General features: G+C 72.2%; 19 protein-coding genes. 10 read left to right on the top strand and 9 right to left on the bottom strand.

Annotation, left to right across the window (positions count from 1 at the left end; translation table 11 throughout):
* Positions 1 to 147 precede the first annotated feature (147 nt).
* Together ACGF12_RS28225 and ACGF12_RS28230 are read right to left on the bottom strand one after the other, a co-directional pair.
* Entirely contained in the window at positions 148 to 1,101 is a 954-nt protein-coding gene (locus tag ACGF12_RS28225; protein ID WP_393035806.1) for an alpha/beta fold hydrolase, read from the bottom strand.
* Positions 1,102 to 1,499: 398 nt separating this feature from the next.
* Positions 1,500 to 1,961: an ATP-binding protein gene (locus tag ACGF12_RS28230; RefSeq protein WP_393035808.1), complete on the bottom strand. Its 462-nt coding sequence runs from the start codon at positions 1,959 to 1,961 to the stop codon at positions 1,500 to 1,502.
* A gap of 119 nt (positions 1,962 to 2,080) precedes the next feature.
* Between ACGF12_RS28230 and ACGF12_RS28235 the strand changes: the two genes are divergently transcribed.
* From ACGF12_RS28235 to ACGF12_RS28250, 4 genes are all read left to right on the top strand, one after another.
* Positions 2,081 to 2,962: a Scr1 family TA system antitoxin-like transcriptional regulator gene (locus tag ACGF12_RS28235; protein WP_393035811.1), complete on the top strand. Its 882-nt coding sequence runs from the start codon at positions 2,081 to 2,083 to the stop codon at positions 2,960 to 2,962.
* Positions 2,959 to 3,141, top strand: coding sequence for a DUF397 domain-containing protein (locus tag ACGF12_RS28240; RefSeq protein WP_393035814.1), 183 nt, complete (start codon positions 2,959 to 2,961; stop codon positions 3,139 to 3,141). The genes ACGF12_RS28235 and ACGF12_RS28240 overlap by 4 nt, the downstream gene beginning before the upstream one ends.
* Positions 3,142 to 3,206: 65 nt before the next feature.
* On the top strand, positions 3,207 to 3,389 hold the full coding sequence (locus ACGF12_RS28245; RefSeq protein ID WP_393035817.1) for a DUF397 domain-containing protein: 183 nt from the start codon (positions 3,207 to 3,209) through the stop codon (positions 3,387 to 3,389).
* A 24-nt stretch (positions 3,390 to 3,413) separates the two neighbouring features.
* Positions 3,414 to 4,208 carry a serine hydrolase gene (locus tag ACGF12_RS28250; RefSeq protein WP_393035820.1) on the top strand — a complete coding sequence of 265 codons (795 nt, stop codon included), beginning with the start codon at positions 3,414 to 3,416 and terminating at the stop codon, positions 4,206 to 4,208.
* Here the strand turns inward: ACGF12_RS28250 and ACGF12_RS28255 are convergent.
* The 6 genes from ACGF12_RS28255 to ACGF12_RS28280 form a co-directional block, all read right to left on the bottom strand.
* Positions 4,162 to 5,241 (bottom strand): aminotransferase class I/II-fold pyridoxal phosphate-dependent enzyme, encoded by a 1,080-nt coding sequence (locus ACGF12_RS28255; protein ID WP_393035822.1) that lies wholly within the window; start codon positions 5,239 to 5,241, stop codon positions 4,162 to 4,164. The genes ACGF12_RS28250 and ACGF12_RS28255 overlap by 47 nt on opposite strands.
* Positions 5,242 to 5,338: 97 nt before the next feature.
* Positions 5,339 to 6,472, bottom strand: a complete 1,134-nt coding sequence (locus ACGF12_RS28260) for an FAD-dependent monooxygenase (protein ID WP_393035825.1) — start codon at positions 6,470 to 6,472, stop codon at positions 5,339 to 5,341.
* 18 nt (positions 6,473 to 6,490) lie between these two features.
* Positions 6,491 to 7,093 carry an ATP/GTP-binding protein gene (locus ACGF12_RS28265; RefSeq protein ID WP_393035828.1) on the bottom strand — a complete coding sequence of 201 codons (603 nt, stop codon included), beginning with the start codon at positions 7,091 to 7,093 and terminating at the stop codon, positions 6,491 to 6,493.
* A 2-nt stretch (positions 7,094 to 7,095) separates the two neighbouring features.
* Positions 7,096 to 7,461, bottom strand: coding sequence for a DUF742 domain-containing protein (locus tag ACGF12_RS28270; protein WP_380609690.1), 366 nt, complete (start codon positions 7,459 to 7,461; stop codon positions 7,096 to 7,098).
* Positions 7,462 to 7,567: 106 nt separating this feature from the next.
* Positions 7,568 to 8,014: a roadblock/LC7 domain-containing protein gene (locus ACGF12_RS28275; protein WP_393035831.1), complete on the bottom strand. Its 447-nt coding sequence runs from the start codon at positions 8,012 to 8,014 to the stop codon at positions 7,568 to 7,570.
* Positions 8,011 to 10,809, bottom strand: a complete 2,799-nt coding sequence (locus ACGF12_RS28280; RefSeq protein ID WP_393035834.1) for a nitrate- and nitrite sensing domain-containing protein — start codon at positions 10,807 to 10,809, stop codon at positions 8,011 to 8,013. The genes ACGF12_RS28275 and ACGF12_RS28280 overlap by 4 nt, the downstream gene beginning before the upstream one ends.
* A 522-nt stretch (positions 10,810 to 11,331) precedes the next feature.
* Between ACGF12_RS28280 and ACGF12_RS28285 the strand changes: the two genes are divergently transcribed.
* Positions 11,332 to 11,817 carry a YbaK/EbsC family protein gene (locus ACGF12_RS28285; protein ID WP_393035837.1) on the top strand — a complete coding sequence of 162 codons (486 nt, stop codon included), beginning with the start codon at positions 11,332 to 11,334 and terminating at the stop codon, positions 11,815 to 11,817.
* Between the two features lie 26 nt (positions 11,818 to 11,843).
* Here ACGF12_RS28285 and ACGF12_RS28290 read toward each other — a convergent pair whose 3' ends face one another.
* Positions 11,844 to 12,326, bottom strand: coding sequence for a MarR family winged helix-turn-helix transcriptional regulator (locus ACGF12_RS28290; RefSeq protein WP_393035840.1), 483 nt, complete (start codon positions 12,324 to 12,326; stop codon positions 11,844 to 11,846).
* 68 nt (positions 12,327 to 12,394) lie between these two features.
* On the opposite strand from ACGF12_RS28290, the gene ACGF12_RS28295 reads away from it, so the two are divergent.
* The 5 genes from ACGF12_RS28295 to ACGF12_RS28315 all read left to right on the top strand — a co-directional run bounded on the left by ACGF12_RS28295 (position 12,395) and on the right by ACGF12_RS28315 (position 17,051).
* Positions 12,395 to 13,930, top strand: a complete 1,536-nt coding sequence (locus ACGF12_RS28295; protein WP_393035843.1) for an FAD-dependent oxidoreductase — start codon at positions 12,395 to 12,397, stop codon at positions 13,928 to 13,930.
* A gap of 30 nt (positions 13,931 to 13,960) precedes the next feature.
* Positions 13,961 to 14,245 (top strand): DUF1330 domain-containing protein, encoded by a 285-nt coding sequence (locus tag ACGF12_RS28300; RefSeq protein WP_393035935.1) that lies wholly within the window; start codon positions 13,961 to 13,963, stop codon positions 14,243 to 14,245.
* A 165-nt stretch (positions 14,246 to 14,410) separates the two neighbouring features.
* The gene (locus ACGF12_RS28305; RefSeq protein WP_393035846.1) at positions 14,411 to 15,619 is read left to right on the top strand and encodes a tetratricopeptide repeat protein; all 1,209 of its coding nucleotides are present in this window, start codon (positions 14,411 to 14,413) and stop codon (positions 15,617 to 15,619) included.
* A 49-nt stretch (positions 15,620 to 15,668) separates the two neighbouring features.
* Entirely contained in the window at positions 15,669 to 16,175 is a 507-nt protein-coding gene (locus tag ACGF12_RS28310) for a hypothetical protein (protein ID WP_393035849.1), read from the top strand.
* Positions 16,176 to 16,247: 72 nt separating this feature from the next.
* Entirely contained in the window at positions 16,248 to 17,051 is an 804-nt protein-coding gene (locus ACGF12_RS28315; protein WP_393035852.1) for a nucleotidyltransferase domain-containing protein, read from the top strand.
* The last annotated feature ends 74 nt before the right edge of the window (positions 17,052 to 17,125 follow it).

Genomic DNA, 17,125 nt, shown 5'->3' on the forward strand with positions numbered 1-17,125 from the left:
CCTAAGGTGCGGGCCGAGCGCCTGGTGGCGTACCGCGCCGAGCTTTGAGCGGACGGGCGTTTGCTCGGTGGTGTGGGATGTGGGTGGGGCCGACTTCCCACTCCTGGTCGTTTCAGGGGGCGGCGGTTGGGCTTGAAGTCGGTGACCTCAGCGGGCCATCAGCTGTCGCAGCTGGTCGATGACGAACTGCGGGTCCTCCTCCAGCACCCAGTGGTTGGCGTTCGGCGCCACGGCAGTGGTCACGCTCGTGGCCTCGTCCTGCATCTCCGTACCGATCGACTCGCCCATGCTGTGCTGGCCGCCGAGGCCGAGGACCGGCATGGTCAGCTTGTTGTTGTCGAGCAGTGCCTGCAGCTCCTTCATGCCCGTGTCCTGCTGGCGGAAGAAGTCGAAGCCGGAGCGGGTGCTGCCGGGCCGGCTGTAGGCGGCGATGTACTCCTTCTGGTTCTTGGCGCTCGGCGCCCCGCCCGGGCCGCCGTTGTTGTAGACCGAGCCGTAGAAGATCTTCTCCTTGCCCGCCACCAGCTGCTCCGCCACCCCGGGCTGCTGGCCGTTGACGAAGGAGTCCCACCACAGGAAGTCGGGCTTCTCGGCCACCAGCTTCAGGTACCAGATGGTGGGCGGCGCCTCCAGGATCGCCAGGTGGCTCACCTGGTCGCGATACCGGGCGGCGTAGGCCAGCGCCACTCCGCCGCCGATGTCGTGGCCGGCGACGGCGACCTTGGCATTACCGAAGCCGAGCTGGTCCACCACGGCGTGCACGTCATCGGCCAAGGTGAGCGGGGTATAGCTGCCGTAGGCGTCGCTGTCGGAGGCCTGCGAACGGCCCAGGCCGCGCAGGTCCACCGCGATCACCGTGTGGTCCTTGGTCAACGCGGGCGCCACCTGGTCCCACGCCTGCAGGGTCTCCGGCCAGCCGTGCAGCAGCACCAGCGCCGGGCCGTGCCCGGCCACCGCGTAGTGGATCCGCAGGCCGTCGTTGACGGCGTACCCGTCCTTGAAGCCCGGCAGCCCGCCGGGCGGGGTGGCGGCGGCCTCGGCCGCGCTGCCGGTGGCGGTGAAGATCGTGGCGGCGGTGAGTGCGGCAGCGGCGGCCGTCACCGGCCAACGGTGCTGACGCGACGTCAAGTTGTCGAGAAAGGACATGACTTCCCCCAAGTGAGCGTTCCCGGTCGATGCGCATCGTAGAGCAGGCGGCGACCACCGGAACGCTTGTTCGACGCACATCACATAAGTTCTCTCCCTGCTCGGGGGTCACTTGCGGCACCGGGGGACTGGCGGCGCCGTGCGCGCGTTCACGGTCTTCGTGGCAGCGGAGTGGGAAGTCGGTGGGGCCGACTTCCCGCTCCTGCTTGTCTCAGGGGGTGGCGGTTGGGCTCGAAGTGGGGTGTGGGGGAGGGTGGTTGGTCGTGAGGGGATAGACCCAGGCGAGGAGGGCTAGGAGGAGGGCCAAGGGGAGGAGGGTGTAGAGGGTTGCGTGGCCCCCGCTATGGCGGGGTTCAGACGGCATCGGGGGTGGTGGCCAGGTCGAGTTCGGCCCAGACCGTCTTGGAGTTGGGGTGGCGGGGGATGGTGCCCCACCGGTCGCAGAGGGCGTCGATGAGGGTGAGGCCGCGCCCGGACTGGGAGTTGGGGACGTGGACGGTCGGGAGGAGGGGGAGCCGGTCGCCGCGCGGGTCGCTGATCTCGATACGGAGGGTGGTGCCCTGGCGCGCGGTGGTGGTGAGGGCGAGGTGCAGTTCGAAGCCGCGCCCCGGAACGCGTCCGTGCGTGATCGCGTTCGCGGCGAGCTCCGCGACGATCAGGAGCGCGGAGTGGAACGGCTCGGTGTGCGTGGAGTTCAGCCCCCAGGTGGTGAGTTGACGTCTGGCGATGCGCCGGCAGATGGCGGCGCCCTTGGGAGTGCCGGCGAGGGTGGTGGTGTGAAGGAGGGGGCTGTCGAGGGGGATTTGGGTCGTCATGGGAGAAAGCGTGGCGGCGCGGACGTACGCTGACCATGCATCTGGCGAGTACGGAGAGTGCTTGTGCGGGTGCGGACAGCTTTTTGTCTCGTGGCTCAATCACAGGCGGGGTGGTCGCGATGGGTGCGGCGCGTAACAGCGAGTCGGGCGACGACGTGCGGACGGAACTGCCGGAGGACCTGACGGAGGTCTCGGACTTCTTCCGGGCGATCGGCAAGCAGATCAAGCTCCTGCGGGAGCAGGCCGGACTGACGCGGAAGGAACTCGGTGAGCGCGTCGGATACGGAGAGCACCTGATCAGCGCGGTGGAACGCGGGGTGCGGACCCCGCAGCCGGAGTTGCTGGTTGCGGTGGACAAGCTGCTCAACGCTGGCGGGATGCTGGCGGTCGCGAAGGATGACGTGGTGAGTGCGCGGGCCAAGGCGCGCGTGCGGCACCCGGGCTGGTTCCGGGGATACGCCGCGCTGGAGCCCGTGGCGGTCGAGGCCCACGAGTACAGCCTGTACGCCATCCCGGGCCTCTTGCAGACCGAGGCGCACGCGCGAGCCGTGTACGGGATGAGGCAGCCCTTGCTGACCGAAGACGTCATCGAGGAGCGCGTGGCGTCTAGGATGGCCCGGCAGGAGATCCTGACGCGATGGCCGCGTGCGATCTTCAGTTGGGTCATCGATGAGAGTGTGCTCCTGCGGCCTCTGGGAGGCTGGGGCGTTCATGAAGAACAGCTACTCCACCTGCTAGCCGTGGGACGCATGCGAGGCATGGCCATCCAGATCATGCCGTTGAACAGGAGTGAGCACGCCGGGCTGGGCGGCCCGTTCAATCTGATTACTCCCAAGGGGCGTCCGCAGGCTGGATATATCGAGGCGCAACAGAGCAGTCGACTGATCATGGATCAGGAGGAAGTCCGTATCATGAATGCACGCTACGGCGCCCTCAGAGCGCAGGCTCACACGCCGGAGGAGTCCCTGACGTTGATCGAGAAGATGTTGGGAGAACGATGAAGCAGGAATGGTTCAAGAGCAGCTACAGCACCAACGAAGGCGGTGCTTGCATCGAGGTCGCCGAGGCGCCCGGTGTCGTCCACGTGCGTGACTCCAAGGACAAGAGCGGCCCCCAGCTGGCCTTCGAGCCGGCCGCGTGGAAGGCGTTCGTGACGTTGGCCGCCACCGCCGAGGTCTGATCGGACCTCCCCTCAACGGCCCACCGCCTTCCGGGCGGCGGGCCGTTGGCGTACCGTCAGAAGACATGGAACTCGCATGGTTCAAGAGCAGCTACAGCGGCAACGAGGGCGGCGCCTGCGTCGAGGTCGCCGAGATCCCCGGTGTCGTCCACGTGCGTGACTCCAAGGACAAGAGCGGCCCCCAACTCTCGTTCGACCCCGCCGCGTGGAAGGCGTTCGTGTCGTTCGCCGCAACGGCCGAGGTCTGACCGGATCTCCTCTATCCTGCCGCCATGTTGTCCGTGGTGGTGGCCCCCTGGGCCAGCAATGCCGAGCCGGTGTTCACGCATGCGCCGGATGAACTGCACGATGCTGCAAGCACGATGAAGATCGCGGTGCTCGCCGCACTCACCCGCAGTGGGGCGAACCTCGATGCCGAGGTGCCGGTCGTCAACCATTTCGAGTCCGTCGTGGGTGGGGAGTTCGGCAACGATCCGGAGTGGGACAGCGATCCGCTGCCGTGGGAACTCCTCGGCACCCATGTCCCACTCCGCCTGCTCGCCGAGCGGATGATCACCCACTCCTCGAACCTCGCCACCAACCTCTGCCTGGCCCGCACCGACCAGCGAGCCGTGGCCGAGGTCTGGCGCCAGGCGGGAGCCACCCGCAGCGCCAGCCCGCGCGGAATCGAGGACTACGCGGCGCGCAACGCGGGCGTGCACAACCAAGTCAGCGCCCGCGACCTCGTTCGACTCCTCCATTCCCTCGCGGACGAGCCGGAACTCCTCGCCCTGCTGGAGCGCAACGACTTCCGGGTGGACCTCGCCGCCGGCCTTCCGCCGGGCACCCGGATCGCGTTCAAGAACGGCTGGTTTCCAGGCGTCCGGCACAGCGTCGGCCTGGTCCATCCCTACGACTGCCCGCCGTACCTGATCGCGGTCTGCTACACCGGCCCGCTCGCCTCCGGCACGGACCGGGACGACCCGGCAGCCCGGCTGGTGGCCCGGATCTCGGCGGCGGTCTGGAAGCGGCGCAAGCAGATCACCGTGCCGCGAGGGCCTGAAGGCCGTCCAGCGCCGCCTCGTTGAGCAGGTTGATCCGCACGAACCCGTCATGCCCATTGAGTTCGAAGTGCCGCTGGTCGAGAGCGAGCAGCCGCCCGACGGGGGCGGCGGGGCGGGCGAACAGGAAGTACCCGGTCTCCACCGGCGCGCTGGCCCGCAGCGCGCCGCTGTGAAACAGGCGCCGGTAGTTGGCGCGGATGTGTTCGACCAGTCGCCGGTTGCCCTCGCCGTCCAGCATCAGGTCGGCGGCCCGGTGGGCGAACAGGCGGTCGGCGACGGTGACGTCCCCGTGCAGGTTGATGTGCAGTTCGGCGAGCGGCTCGCGCAGGTGCTCGGGTGCGAGCAGGTGAGCGCAGCGGTAGCCGTGGATGGACAGGTACTTGGTGGGGGAGACCAGCCGCAGGGTGAGGTCCGCCGGCAGCGCGGCGGCGCTCTCCTCGCGCCGCCCACCGTCCCAGCGCAGGTACTGGAAGCTGCCGTCCACGAACACCAGTGACCCGGTGGCCCGTTGCCACTCGCCGATCCGCTTGAGGACCTGGGCCGGCACCGGCTGCCCGGCGTACCAGAGCGGGTCGGTGAGCAGCAGTACCGTCCGCTCGTCGGGCAACTCCGGTGCGAAGTCGCGATCATGGGCGTGCTGCTCGCTCACCCGTACCGGCTCGATGCCGAACTGGCGGAAGAAATAGGCGAATTTGTAGTACACCGGCGGCAGGTAGTGCACCCGCCGCACCCCGCTCAGGTACAGCCAGGTGCAGAAGGTCCCGAGCACGCTGCTGGACCCGCCGGCCGGGATCACCTGGCCCGGCCCGTACTCCACCTCGTCCCAAGTGCTGTGCAGCCGGGCGATCTTCGCTCGCAGTGCCTGGTCCTCGTCGATCGCCGAGTACCGGGTCACGTCGCCGAGCAGGGACGGCGGGGTGTGCGCCAGCGGCCCGAGGTAGTCGGCCACGAACGGGTGTCCGCCGTTGTAGTCCGAGACGAACAGGCGTCCGCCCTGGTCCAGCCGCTCGCGCTCCACGGCCTCGTGCAGGTCGAGCATGCGGAACAGGGACGTCACCGTACCCCCAGGGCGTCGGCCGATCACGGACGGTCGCCAGCCTGCTACGTGGTCCCGCGCGGGCACAAGACCGCGCGGGACCGATGGCTCGATCGGCTCAGTACGGCTGGACCAGCACGTGCGCGGCGCCCGGGATGCCGACCTTCAGCAGCTCGTCCTCCTCCGCCGTGGTAGGGCTGCCGGTCTCCTGCTTGAGGATCGCCCGGGACATCGCCTGCACCCACATGGCGCGCGGCCGGCGCCGCTCCTCCCACGCCGCGAGTGCGGCCGGGACGTCGGAGGCGGCCTCCAGGCTCTCGGCCAGCACGAGGGCGTCCTCGACGGCCATGGCCGCCCCCTGGGCGAGGTGCGGGGTGGAGGCGTGGGCGGCGTCGCCAGCCAGGGCGATCCGGCCGACGTGCCAGGGTTCCTCGACGGTGACCTGGGAGATCCGCGAATAGACGACCGCCACCGGGTCGGTGACCTGGGCGAGGGCTTCGGCGATCGGGCCGCCGAAGCCGGCCAGCCGCTCCCGCAGCTGCTCATGGGCGGTCGACGGGTCCGGGCGGAAGTCCTCGGCCTCGGCGAACACCGCGCCCAGGTACATGAGTTCGTCGCTGATCGGGGTGAGCAGCGCCTTGGCCTTGAGGTTGCCGGCCGACATCACCACACCCTGGACCTCGGGCGAACGCGGCAGTGTGACACGCCAGTTGGCGAAACCGGTGTACTCGGGGGCGTACTTCTCCCCGTAGAGGTGCCTGCGCAGCGGCGAGCCGATGCCGTCGAAGCCGACGACCAGGTCGTAGCGGCCGCCGTGTCCGTCGGTGAGGGTGACATCAACGCCGGAACCGTCGTCCTTCACCGACTCGATCGTCGTCCCGAAGCGGACGACGGCGCCCGCGGAGGTCGCGGCGGCGGCGAGCACCCGGGCCAGGGCGGGGCGCGGGATGCCGTTGTTGGAGGGGGCGTCGCCCATCCGGGGCTGGGGGATCCGGGCGAGGGTGGCACCGGCCGGATCGCAGATGGTCAGCACCTCCCACTCGAAGCCGACGGCCAGGCATTCCGCCAGCACGCCGATCTCGCGCATCACGTGCAGCGCGTTGGAGGGCTGGATGATGCCGACGCCGAGCGCCTCCAGCTGGTCGCGCAGTTCGGCGACCTCGACGTGGTGGCCGCGGCGGGCGAGGGCGGTGGCGAGGGTGAGGCCGCCGATGCCGCCGCCGTGGACGAGGACACGCAGGGGCGTGGTCATGAGGGGCTCCAAAACGGCTCAGCCGACGGGGGCGACGGCGGCGAGGTCCATCAGGTGGTCGACCAGGGCGAGCAGCAGGTCGCGGCCGAAGGCGCGCTCGCGGACGTCGCCGATCAGCATCGGGACCTGCGGGTCGAGGTCGAGCGCGGCCCGGATCTCGTCCGGGGTGCGGGTGTTGTGGTTGTGGAAGCAGTTGATCGCGACCACGAACGGGATGCCCCGGCTCTCGAAGAAGTCGATGGACGCGAAGCTGCTCTCCAGCCGCCGGGTGTCGGCGATGACGATCCCGCCGAGGGCGCCGTTGACCAGGTCGTTCCACATGAACCAGAAACGTTCCTGCCCGGGCGTGCCGAACAGGTAGACCACCAGCTCGGGGCTGATGGTGATCCGGCCGAAGTCCAGGGCGACGGTGGTGGTGTCCTTCTGGTCGACACCGGCCAGGTCGTCCACGCCGACGCTGGCCGTGGTCAGGTACTCCTCGGTGCGCAGCGGGGTGACCTCGCTGACCGAGCCGACCAGGGTGGTCTTGCCGACGCCGAAGCCGCCCGCGATCAGGATCTTGACGGCGGCGGGGGCGGCGGCGAGTCCGTCAACGGAACCGCTGGAGTGGGGTGTTGCCATGTTCACAGTCTCCGGAGTCCTTCGCGTACGGCCGTGAGCAGGCCGAGGTCCACGCCCCCGGCGGCGCGGGCCACCGAGAGTGGTGCCCGGGCCTTCAGCAGGCCCTGGGCGACCAGGTCGCCCAGCAGGATCTTGGTGACCGAGACCGGGAGGTCCAGGCCGGCCGCCACCTCGGCGACGGCTGCCGGGCGCCGGCAGCGGTCGAGGATCAGCCGGTGCTCGGGCTGGAGGCCGCGGGCACCGGCGCGGCTGCCCCGCGCCAGGGCCGCGTCGGCCTCCTCGTCGATCGTGGTGAGCACGGTGATCAGGGTGAGGTCGTCGCGCTCGGGCGCGGTCCGGCCGCGGGTGATGGTGTACGGGCGCACCATGACGCCCGTCTCGTCCTCCGCCTCCGGCTCCTCCAGCTCGCTCCAGTGCGGCACCCGGCCGCGCGCCCGGCCGTCCCCCGGCTCGCTGTACGGGCCCACGCGGCCGTCAGCCCCGGTTCCGGCTGGCGAAGACGTCGAAGGACGTCGGCGCGGCCTCGGCCCGGTTCGGGGTGGTGAGCTTCTGGCCGACCTGCTGCACCAGGGTGTGCATCGCGACGGACATCACCTCGGCGTCCACCTCCTGGGAGGCGACCACGGCCAGGTGGGTGCCCTGGGCGGCGGCGATGACGAACAGCCAGCACTCGGCGAGCTCGACGATCACCTGGTGCACCGGCCCGCCGTCGAAGAGCTGGCCGACGCCCCGGGCGAGCGACTGCTGCCCGGTGGCGACGGCGGCCAGGCGCTCGGCGTCGGCCCGCTCGATGGTGCGGGAGTGGCTGACCACGAGGCCGTCGTCGGAGAGCAGGACGGCGTTGCGGGTCCCGGGCACCGAGTCGACGAGTCCGTCCAGCAGCCAGTCCAGGTCCTGGTGGGTGGCGATCGTGCGGTTCATGGCCTGTCATCCGTTCGTGTGGTTCGGGGTTCCGCGGCCGGCAGGGCCCAGGGGGACGCGACGGACGCGGAGGCGGGGGGACCGGCGGGCGTGCTGGGGGGCGCCGGCGGGGTGGCGGCGGCCCGGGGCAGCGGGTGCTCGCCGCTGTCCTGGGCCCGGGCGGCTCGGGACTGGCGCTGGAAGGCGCCGATGGTCGCGCCGGAGCGGCGGACCGGACGCCCGGAGCGGTCCGGCTGGTCGGGCTGGTCGGTCTGGTCGAGCCGGTGGAACGGGCCGCCGACGGGCTGCCCGTCGGCCGGCTGCCCGTCGGCCGGTTCGACCCACTGCTGCCGGGTCGGCGGCGGCACCCGCAGCTCGGCGGCCAGGCTGGCCTGGCGGACCCGCTGCGGCAGCGGAGGCTGCCCGCCCTCGACCGGGCTCACCGGCACGGCGGAGGGGTACTCGCGGGGCTGCCGCCGCTCGGCCAGCCGGTAGTGGTCGGCCGGGCGGTACTGCTCGTCGGCGTACGGGGCCTCGGCCTCGGTGACCCGGGCGTAGGCGATGTCCGGGTAGGCGGGGGTGTCGTGCGCGGGCAGGGCGTCGTGCGCGGGCGGGGCGTCGTGCGCGGCCTGGGCCTGACAGACCGGGGACGGGTCGGCGGGGGAGCTGTGCTCGATGGGCTGCTCGTTCGCCTGCTCCTGCTGCGCCGCCTGTCCCCGCACCGCCTGCTGCTGGAAGGCGGTCTCCTGGAACGTCGGCTCCTGGAACGTCGGCTCCTGGAACGTCGGCTCCTGGAACGTGGGCTTCTGGAAGGCGGGCGCGACGGCCTCGACGGGCCCGAAGGAGTCCACCGGTGCGACCGGCGGCCCCACCGGCACCGCGGGCTGCGGCGGCTCGTCGGAGGCGGAGCGCACCGCCCGGCGGGAACGCCGGACCAGCGGGATCGGCTCGGCGGGCGTGGTCTCCGGCAGGAGCTCGGCGTCGCCGTCGATGACCAGTTCGTCCGGGACGAGTACGACCACCCTGGTGCCGCCGAAGGCCGACGGCCGGAACTCGATCTTCAGCCCGGTCAGCGCGGCGAGGCGGGCGACGACGTGGAAGCCGAGCCGGATGTCGTCGGCGCGGGCCAGCACGTCGGTGCGCGGCGGGCGGCTCATCAGCTCGTTGGCCGCGTCGTACTGCTCCGGGTCCATGCCCAGGCCCCGGTCCTCGATCTCGACCGCGAGCCCGCGTCCGACCATGGCGGCCCGGACCTCGACCGGGGTGGGCGGCTTGGAGAAGGTGGTGGCGTTCTCCATCAGCTCGGCCAGCACGTGCGCGACCGGCCCGACGGCCCGCTCGGAGAGCCACGGGTGGCCCTCGACGTCGATCATGATCCGGCGGTAGTCCTGCACCTCGCCCTGGGCGGAGCGCAGCACGTCCAGCAGCGGGACGGGCTTGCGCCAGCGCCGCTGCGGCTGGCCGCCGGCCATGATGACGAGGTTCTCCTCGTAGCGGCGCAGGCGGGCGGTGAGGTGGTCGAGGTCGAACAGGCCCTCCAGGACCTCCGGGTCCTCGTGCTTGCGCTCCAGCTCGTCCAGCTTGCGCAGCTGGCGCCCGATCAGCAGCTGGGTGCGGCGGGCGATGCGCTGGAGGAGGCGCTCGAAGCCGCGGTGCTGCTCGGCCTGCCGAACGGCGGCCTCCAGCGCGGCGGAGCGGGCCAGGTTGAGCGTCTGGCCGAGGCGGGCGAGCTCGTCGGCGCCGTTGCCGTGCGCCCCGGTGGTGACGGCGCGGGTCTCGGCCTCGACGTCGACCTGCTCGCCGCGGCCGAGGCGGTCGACCACCTCGGGCAGGGTGCGCTCCATCTCCTCGGCCTGGGTGTGCACCTCCTTGATCCGGCGGCGCAGTGAGCGGCTGATCCGCCAGGAGGCGATGACGACGGCGACCACGGCGATCAGGCCGACGACGGCGGTCAGCACCACGCGGGTGAGCAGGTTGAGGACGGCGCCCTTGCCGACCTCGACGACGGCGCTGGTGCGGGTCTCGATCGCCTTGACCAGCTGCGGGTTGAGCTGGTCGACGCCCTGACGCCACTGGTCCTGGGCGGCGGGCAGTCTGACGGTGCCGTTGGAGTCGGCGGCGGTGGGCCGGGTGAGCTGCTGTTCGACGGCGGCCTTGGCCTGCCAGCCCGGGCTGTTCATCAGGTCGTGCCAGGCGCCGGCCTCGCCGTCCGGGATGTACGGGACGACCTGGACGGTGAACAGGTGGTCCTCGGCGCCGATCAGCTGCTGGACCTGCTGGTAGTCGGCGGTGCTGAGCCGTCCGGCCGGCCACCCGCGCGCCAGGATCGCGTCCTCGCGGGCCAGCATCTCCTTCGCCCAGAAGGAGTTGACCAGGGTCTTGGACACCCAGGTGACCTCGCCCGCGTCGACGTGGCTGAGCGCGGTGAACAGTCGCAGGTCGACGGCGATCAGGTCGGTGTAGTAGGTGAAGACCGTCTGCTGGTCGATCGAGCCCTTGTCCACGGCGGCGCGCTGCTCGGCCAGTTTGCCCATGGCCTGCCGGGCCTCGGCGACGGCGGTGCGCACGTCGGCCGGGGCGTCGTCGACGGCCTCGCCGGACAGCGCCTGGAACTGGCGCACCGCGTCGTCGGTCAGCTGCCGCTGGTGGCGAAGCTGGTCGGTGTTGGCGCCGGGTCTGGCGAGCGCCTCGGCGCTGAGCCGGCGCTCCTCCTGGAGGTTGTAGTAGACGATGTTGGACGGCTGGCCGGCCTTCTTGGCCAGCAGACCATGGGCGGCCTCGCGATGGAAGTCGGAGACGGTCTCACCGCTGGCCACCGCCCAGAGGGCGACCAGGGCCAGGCTGGGGACGACGGCCAGGACGAGCAGCGCCCCCCGCAGGGACAGGCGTGGCCGCCTGCGGGGGGCCTTCGGCGCCGGGGGTCGCCGATTCGCACGCGCGCGCAGAGCAGACTCCTTGGGGCTGGCGGCCGGCCGGTGAGTGGCGGGCCGTCCGGGCACGGGGCTTTGACGAGGCGATACTAGTCATATCGTGTGATTGGCGTGAATGCCCGTTCGCTGCCCGAGCGGTGCTTGCGCACCGGTTGGGCACAATGTCACCCGCACGTTGACCGTTTGTATCCGAAGCAGCCTGATTCGGCAGTGCTAGACACAGTGTCAACGGCGCGCGCTGACGCCGGATGGCCGTCGTGTGAAAACTGTGTGACGCCCAGTCCGGGGCTCCGCTGCCAAGAGCTGAGCAGCCGGGCGCGGGTCGCCGCCGGCTCACGGCGGGGGTGCGGGTGGTCCTGAGCGCGGCCGGGCGTGCTGCGGTCGGGACGGGGAAAGCATGATGGAGCGATGACCTCCTCCCTCCCTGCCCGAAGCCTCGCGGTCGCCGAGGCGCTGGCGGCGGCCGGCGTCTCCGGTGAGATCGTCGTCCTGCCCGACTCCGCCCGGACGGCAGCCGAGGCCGCCACCGCCCTCGGCTGCGAGGTCGGCGCGATCGCCAACAGCCTGGTGTTCAGCTGCGACGGCGAGCCGCTGCTGGTGATGACCAGCGGCTCCCACCGGGTCGACACCGCCTACCTGGCCGCGCGGTTGGGCGCCGACGCGATCGACCGGGCCTCCGCCGCCCAGGTCCGGGAGGCCACCGGCCAGGCCATCGGCGGTGTCGCCCCCACCGGCCACCCGGCGCCGCTGCGCACGGTCGTCGACACCGCACTGCAGCGGTACGAGGTGCTGTGGGCGGCCGCCGGACACCCCCACACCGTCGTGCCGATGACGTACGAGGAACTGCTGCGGGTGACGGCCGGCACTCCGAGCGCTGTGGTGGCGACGGACTGACGCAGGAGGAGGGCGGCCCGTCCAGGTCATGTCGTGTCCTCCAGGGTCGGATCGGGGTGCGGCGGCCAGGGGTGGCGCAGGGCTTCGCGGAGGGTCTCGCGCAGGGTGGTGACGTTCTGCGTGCCGAGCTGGGCGGCGAGTTCGTCCTCCAGGTCGGCGAGGATGCGGGCGGCGACCTCGCGGCGTCGAACGCCCCGGTCGGTGAGGCGCACCAGTGCGCTGCGGGGGAAGCCCGCTCCCGGTTCGGTGACGAGCAGGCGTTCGTCGGTGAGTTGGTGCACCGCCCGGTGCATGGTCTGCCGGGTGACTCCGGCGCGGCGGGCGAGTTCGGCGATGCTGAGCGCGTCGCCGTCGCGCAGGTGCGCCAGCACCGTCATGTGGGCCGGGGTGGTCGGTTCGACGCCCGCCTCGTCCAGCCTGCGTGCCAGCTCCTCCTGGAGCCGGCGGGCGCTCTGCAACAGCAACCCGAGCAGCGACAACTCCGTTCCGGTGTCCTCGGGTTCGGTCATCCCTTGCCCTTTCGGCGAGTCGGCGTATCGTCAGTGTCAGCCTAGCTGACACAGGGGGTGCGTCCCAGATGGATTCGATGCATGACGTGGACGTCCTGATCGCCGGGGCCGGTCCGGCCGGACTGACCGCAGCGCTGCACCTGGCCCGACGCGGCGTCCGGGTGCGCCTGGTGGACGCCAAGTCCGGCCCGGCCACGACCAGTCGCTCGCTCAACACCCACGCCCGCACGCTGGAGCTCTACGACCAACTGGGCGTCCTCGGCGACCTCGCGCCCTTCGGCACCCGGGTGCACGCGCTGGTGCGCCACCTGCCGCACGGCCCGGTGCGGGTGGAGTACGCCTACGACGGCCTGGCCACCCGCTTCCCGTACATGTTCATGGTCGACCAGGTGATCACCGAACGGGTGCTGCGCGGCCATGCCGCCGCCCATGGCGCCCCGGTGGAGTGGGGCACGGCGCTGGACTCGTTCACCCAGGACGAGGACGGTGTGCGAGCGCGGTTGGCGGGTCCGGCGGGCACCGAGACGGTCCGCGCCCGCTACCTGTGGGGCTGCGACGGCGGCCACTCCACCGTCCGCAAGGCCCTCGGGCTGCCGCTGGAGGGGGAGACGGCGCACAACTGGCTCATCGTCGACGCGCGGATCGACGGCCCCGCCCTGGCCCGGGACGCCATCCACTGGCTGTTCCCGCCCGGCGGCGCGGTGCTGCTCTTCCCGTTCCCCGACCCCGGCAAGTGGCGTCTGCTCGACACCGGCGGCCAGGGAGACCCGGGCCGACCCGAACTGATCGCGGCCCGGTTCGGCGCGCGCATCGGCCAGGCGCTCGGCGTGCCCGTCGCGGTCGAGGAACCCGCCTGGGTGTCGGCCTTCACCGCCCAGCAGCGCGCCGTACCGACGATGCGGGTCGGCCGCTGCTTCGTCTCCGGTGACGCCGCGCACGTCCACTCGCCCGCCTCCGGCCAGGGCATGAACGTGAGCATCCAGGACGCCCACAACCTCGCCTGGAAACTCGCCATGGTGGTCCGCGGCGAGGCCCACCCCGCGCTCCTGGACACCTACACCGCCGAGCGGCTGCCGGTGGGCCGGGCCCTGCTCGCCACCACCCGTCAGGTCGCCGAGACCGCCATGGTCGCCACCACCGCCGAGGACGCCCCCGGATCCGATCACCCGTTCCTGCGCCGCCTGGTGCGTGACATGTCCGGCCTCGGCCTGCACTACGCGGACAGCCCGCTCACCCTGGGGAGTGGGGACGGCCCCGGCCCGCGCCCGGGCGAGCGGCTGACCCAGGTCGACGCCGCCGACGCCGACAGCCCCGGCTGGACCCTCCTGCGCGCCGCCCTGCGCGAGCCGACCTGGCACCTGCTGGTGTTCGGCCCCTCACCGGCCGTGCCGGCCACGCTGCCGTCCTGGCTGCGCGCCCACCGCATCACCCCCGGCGGCACCACCGACCCCGACCTGACCCTGCACCGGGTCCTCGGCGGCGCCGAAGGAGACTGGATCCTGGTCCGCCCGGACGGCTACCTGGCCGCCCGCGGCGACCGCTTCGACGGCGCGACGATCGATCGCTTCCTCGACCGTCTGGCCGCCCCACCCCTTGCGAGTTGACGAGGAGTCATCAGGCCTGCCCTGCTCATCCTGAACTACGACGTGACCGACCCCGAGCGCCTGGACGCCTACCGCCAGGCCGCCGCCCCTGTCCTGCTCGGCCCGGACGCCGGCGAACTCCTCGCCAGCACCGACCGGACCGTCCACCTCCACGAAGGCGGCCGCCCGTCCGGTGGCACCCACACCGTCGTGCTGCGCTTCGCCGACGCCGAACAGGCCCGCGCCGTCTACGAGTCCGAGGACTACCGGGCGCTGTTGGAGGAACGCCTCGCGGCGACCGTCCCGCACACCGCGATGATCGTGCCCACCCTCTAGGGCCCACCTCGGCGGTGACCGCCCGGGCCGAACCCGGCCTCGACGCCCCCGGATCCCCTCCCGGGGTGTCGAGCCGGTGAGGTCCACTGCCGTCGGATTGGCTGTTGAAAGATCCACCCCCAGGGTCGATCGTGAATGCTTCGGGTGCGTCAATGGGAGTGGCACATGGGCATATTCGGTCGGAAGAAGAACCAGCCCTCGGTGGCCGGGCTCGACATCGGTGGCGGCACGCGCCTGCACGTCGAGGCCTCGCCGGCGGAGATCAAGCGCATCGCCAAGGACATGCGACGCCGGGCCGAGGCCGGGGACGTCGAGGCGATGGGCCACCTGGGGCGGATCCTCGAGTACCAGGGCAAGGCGGCGGAGGCCGTGCTCTGGCACCGGCAGGCCGCCGCCGGCGGTGAGGTGGAATCGGCGGTCTGGCTCGCCGGCCGGCTGGTCGCCCAGGGACAGCACCAGCAGGCCGTCGAGTACCTGCGCATCGCCGTCCAGGGCGGCTACCTCCCGGCCGCCTTCAACCTCGGTGCCCTTCTGCTCGCCCAGGACGAGCACAGCGAGGAGGGCGCTCGCTGGATGCTGCGGGCCGCCGAGTCGGGTCACCAGAAGGCGATCGAGTACCTGGGCCTCGACATGGCGAAGCTCCGGGCCGCACGGGAGTCCGTCGCGACGGACGTGGCCGAGGCGGAGCGGGGCGACGCGGCCGCCGCGCACCGGGCGGCGATGAACCTGCTGGACCTCGCCGAGGGCGAGGAGGCCGAGCGCTGGCTGGACGTCGCCGCGAGGGGCGGGATCGCCGACGCCGCCTGGGAGTTGGCGCTTCGACTGCGCGACCGGGGCGAGACCGGGCGGGCCCTGGAGCTGCTGGAGCAGGCCGGCCGGGGCGGCCGTGCGGGGGCCGCCAAGCTCGCCGGGCTCTGGCTGTACGAGGACGGCGACCCGGCGGGCGCGGTGCCGCTGCTGCGCCGGGCGGTGCAGGAGGGGGAACACCTGATCACCCCGATCCTCGGCGCCGCGCTCAGTGCCGCAGGCGACCTGGACGGCGCGGAGGCGGTGCTGCGTCCGGCCGCCGAGGCGGGCGACTGGCAGGCGCAGTTCAACCTGCTGTCCGTCCTCCAGCAGCAGGCGGCCCGCACCGGGGCGCAGCCGTCGGAGGAGATGTGGGACCTGCTCGGGCGGGCCTCGCTCGGTGTGCACGCGGACGCACAGGGACGGCTGGACGCCGGAAAGCCCGAGCAGGCGGCCGCCCTGCTGAGGGTGGCCGCCCGGGCCGGTGACCCGGCGGCGCAGCGGTCGCTGGCGAAGGTGCTGCTGGCGATGGACCCGAACGATCCCGAGGGGCGGGAGTGGCGGCGGCGCTCCGGCGGCGGTTCCTGACCGGCCAAACCGCTGGTCGCCGGGGAGCCGGGCACGACATGATGGCGCCATGGACGCCGTATTCACCCTGGCCTGGCAGCACGCCGTCGGCCTGGTGTTCCCCGAGGACCTGCCGATGGCCGCCGCCGAGCTGTTGGCGGCGGGCGAGGATTCATCCGCCCTGTGCGACCTCGCGGGGCGGGGCCGGGGCGAGCCGACGGCCGAGCTGGATCAGCTGCTCCGGGAGGCGCTGGCGGAGCTCGACGTTCCGCGTCCGGACAGCGGCCTGGCCGAGCGCTGCCTGCTCCGACACCTGGCGGCCGGGGTGGTCGCGGGTGAGCTGACGGCCAAGGAGGCGGCCGGCAGGGCCTGGCTCGGCATGGGGGAGACCGCCACCGATGTGGAATGGCAGTTCGCCGAGGCGGTCCTCCGGAACTGCTGCTCCTCCTGCCTGTTGGAGCTGGAGACCGACAACGCCGAGGCCTACCGGGCCTGGGAGCAGGAGGTCTCGGCGGCCGCGGCCACTCTGGCGGCGGCCGCGTCCGACAATCCGCTCAGGTGGTCGCGAAGGCGATGAACGCCCGCCCGATCGGGTTGCCGTGTCCAAAACCCTTGGTCCGGCGCTGTTCCGGCCGCCAGACTTCCCGCCATGCATGCGTTGATCGAGCAGATGGCGGGCCGACTGGCCGAGGTCCCGGGTGTGGTGGGGGTGATGCTCGGTGGGAGCCGGGCACGTGGTGCGCACCGGCCGGATTCGGACTGGGACCTCGGGGTCTACTACCGCGGTGAGCTGGACCTCGCCGCGCTGCGGGAGTTGGCCGGGCCGGAGGTGGAGGTGGCGGGGCCCGGCGGCTGGGGGCCGTGGGTGAACGGCGGGGCGTGGCTGCAGGTCGACGGAGTCGCCGTCGACTGGATCCTGCGGGACCTCGACCGGGTCGAGCGGGTGTGGGCGGACTGCCGGGAGGGCCGGTACGAGGTGGGCGTACAGGCCGGGCATCCGCTCGGCTTCTGGTCGCCGTGCTACGCCGGCGAGGTCGCGCTCGGGCGCGTACTCGCCGATCCCACGGGAGAGTTGGCGGCGCTGCAGGCGCAGACCGCCACGTACCCCGAGCCGCTGCGCGCAGCGCTGACGGCGGGCGTCTGGGAGGCGGAGTTCCTGGTCGGCGGCGCGGCCAAGGGGGCGGCGAGCGGCGACACCCTGTACGTCGCGCTCTGCCTGTCCCGGGCGGTCGGGGTGCTGGTGCAGGCGCTGTACGCGCGCAACCGGCACTGGTGCCTCAACGAGAAGGGCGCGCTCGCCGTCGCCGCACAACTGCCCGGCGTGCCAGTGGAGTTCGGGTCTCGGGTGCGAGGCCTGCTGGGCGCGGTGGGGGAGGGCCCCGAGGGGCTGACGCAGACCGTGGAGCGGGCGCGGAAGCTGGTCGAGGAGGCCGTGGCGGCGCTGCGAAGCTGATGGGGGTCGATGTCACCCACTCCCCGCCACTCTCAACCTATAGCGCGCGGGGGGCCTTGCCGCAAGGCCCCGGT

Origin of the sequence: Kitasatospora sp. NPDC048296, from assembly GCF_043201815.1 — a bacterium.
Taxonomy (GTDB): Bacteria; Actinomycetota; Actinomycetes; order Streptomycetales; family Streptomycetaceae; genus Kitasatospora.

Bases quoted from the DNA above. Each gene is read 5' to 3' on its own strand.
- ACGF12_RS28295 (WP_393035843.1), top strand. From the start codon at position 12,395: ATGGATTCGATGCATGACGTGGACGTCCTGATCGCCGGGGCCGGTCCG.
- ACGF12_RS28310 (WP_393035849.1), top strand. From the start codon at position 15,669: ATGGACGCCGTATTCACCCTGGCCTGGCAGCACGCCGTCGGCCTGGTG.
- ACGF12_RS28230 (WP_393035808.1), bottom strand. From the start codon at position 1,961: ATGACGACCCAAATCCCCCTCGACAGCCCCCTCCTTCACACCACCACC.
- ACGF12_RS28305 (WP_393035846.1), top strand. From the start codon at position 14,411: ATGGGCATATTCGGTCGGAAGAAGAACCAGCCCTCGGTGGCCGGGCTC.
- ACGF12_RS28235 (WP_393035811.1), top strand. From the start codon at position 2,081: ATGGGTGCGGCGCGTAACAGCGAGTCGGGCGACGACGTGCGGACGGAA.
- ACGF12_RS28250 (WP_393035820.1), top strand. From the start codon at position 3,414: ATGTTGTCCGTGGTGGTGGCCCCCTGGGCCAGCAATGCCGAGCCGGTG.
- ACGF12_RS28290 (WP_393035840.1), bottom strand. From the start codon at position 12,326: ATGACCGAACCCGAGGACACCGGAACGGAGTTGTCGCTGCTCGGGTTG.
- ACGF12_RS28245 (WP_393035817.1), top strand. From the start codon at position 3,207: ATGGAACTCGCATGGTTCAAGAGCAGCTACAGCGGCAACGAGGGCGGC.
- ACGF12_RS28260 (WP_393035825.1), bottom strand. From the start codon at position 6,472: ATGACCACGCCCCTGCGTGTCCTCGTCCACGGCGGCGGCATCGGCGGC.
- ACGF12_RS28315 (WP_393035852.1), top strand. From the start codon at position 16,248: ATGCATGCGTTGATCGAGCAGATGGCGGGCCGACTGGCCGAGGTCCCG.
- ACGF12_RS28275 (WP_393035831.1), bottom strand. From the start codon at position 8,014: ATGAACCGCACGATCGCCACCCACCAGGACCTGGACTGGCTGCTGGAC.
- ACGF12_RS28265 (WP_393035828.1), bottom strand. From the start codon at position 7,093: ATGGCAACACCCCACTCCAGCGGTTCCGTTGACGGACTCGCCGCCGCC.
- ACGF12_RS28270 (WP_380609690.1), bottom strand. From the start codon at position 7,461: ATGGTGCGCCCGTACACCATCACCCGCGGCCGGACCGCGCCCGAGCGC.
- ACGF12_RS28240 (WP_393035814.1), top strand. From the start codon at position 2,959: ATGAAGCAGGAATGGTTCAAGAGCAGCTACAGCACCAACGAAGGCGGT.
- ACGF12_RS28285 (WP_393035837.1), top strand. From the start codon at position 11,332: ATGACCTCCTCCCTCCCTGCCCGAAGCCTCGCGGTCGCCGAGGCGCTG.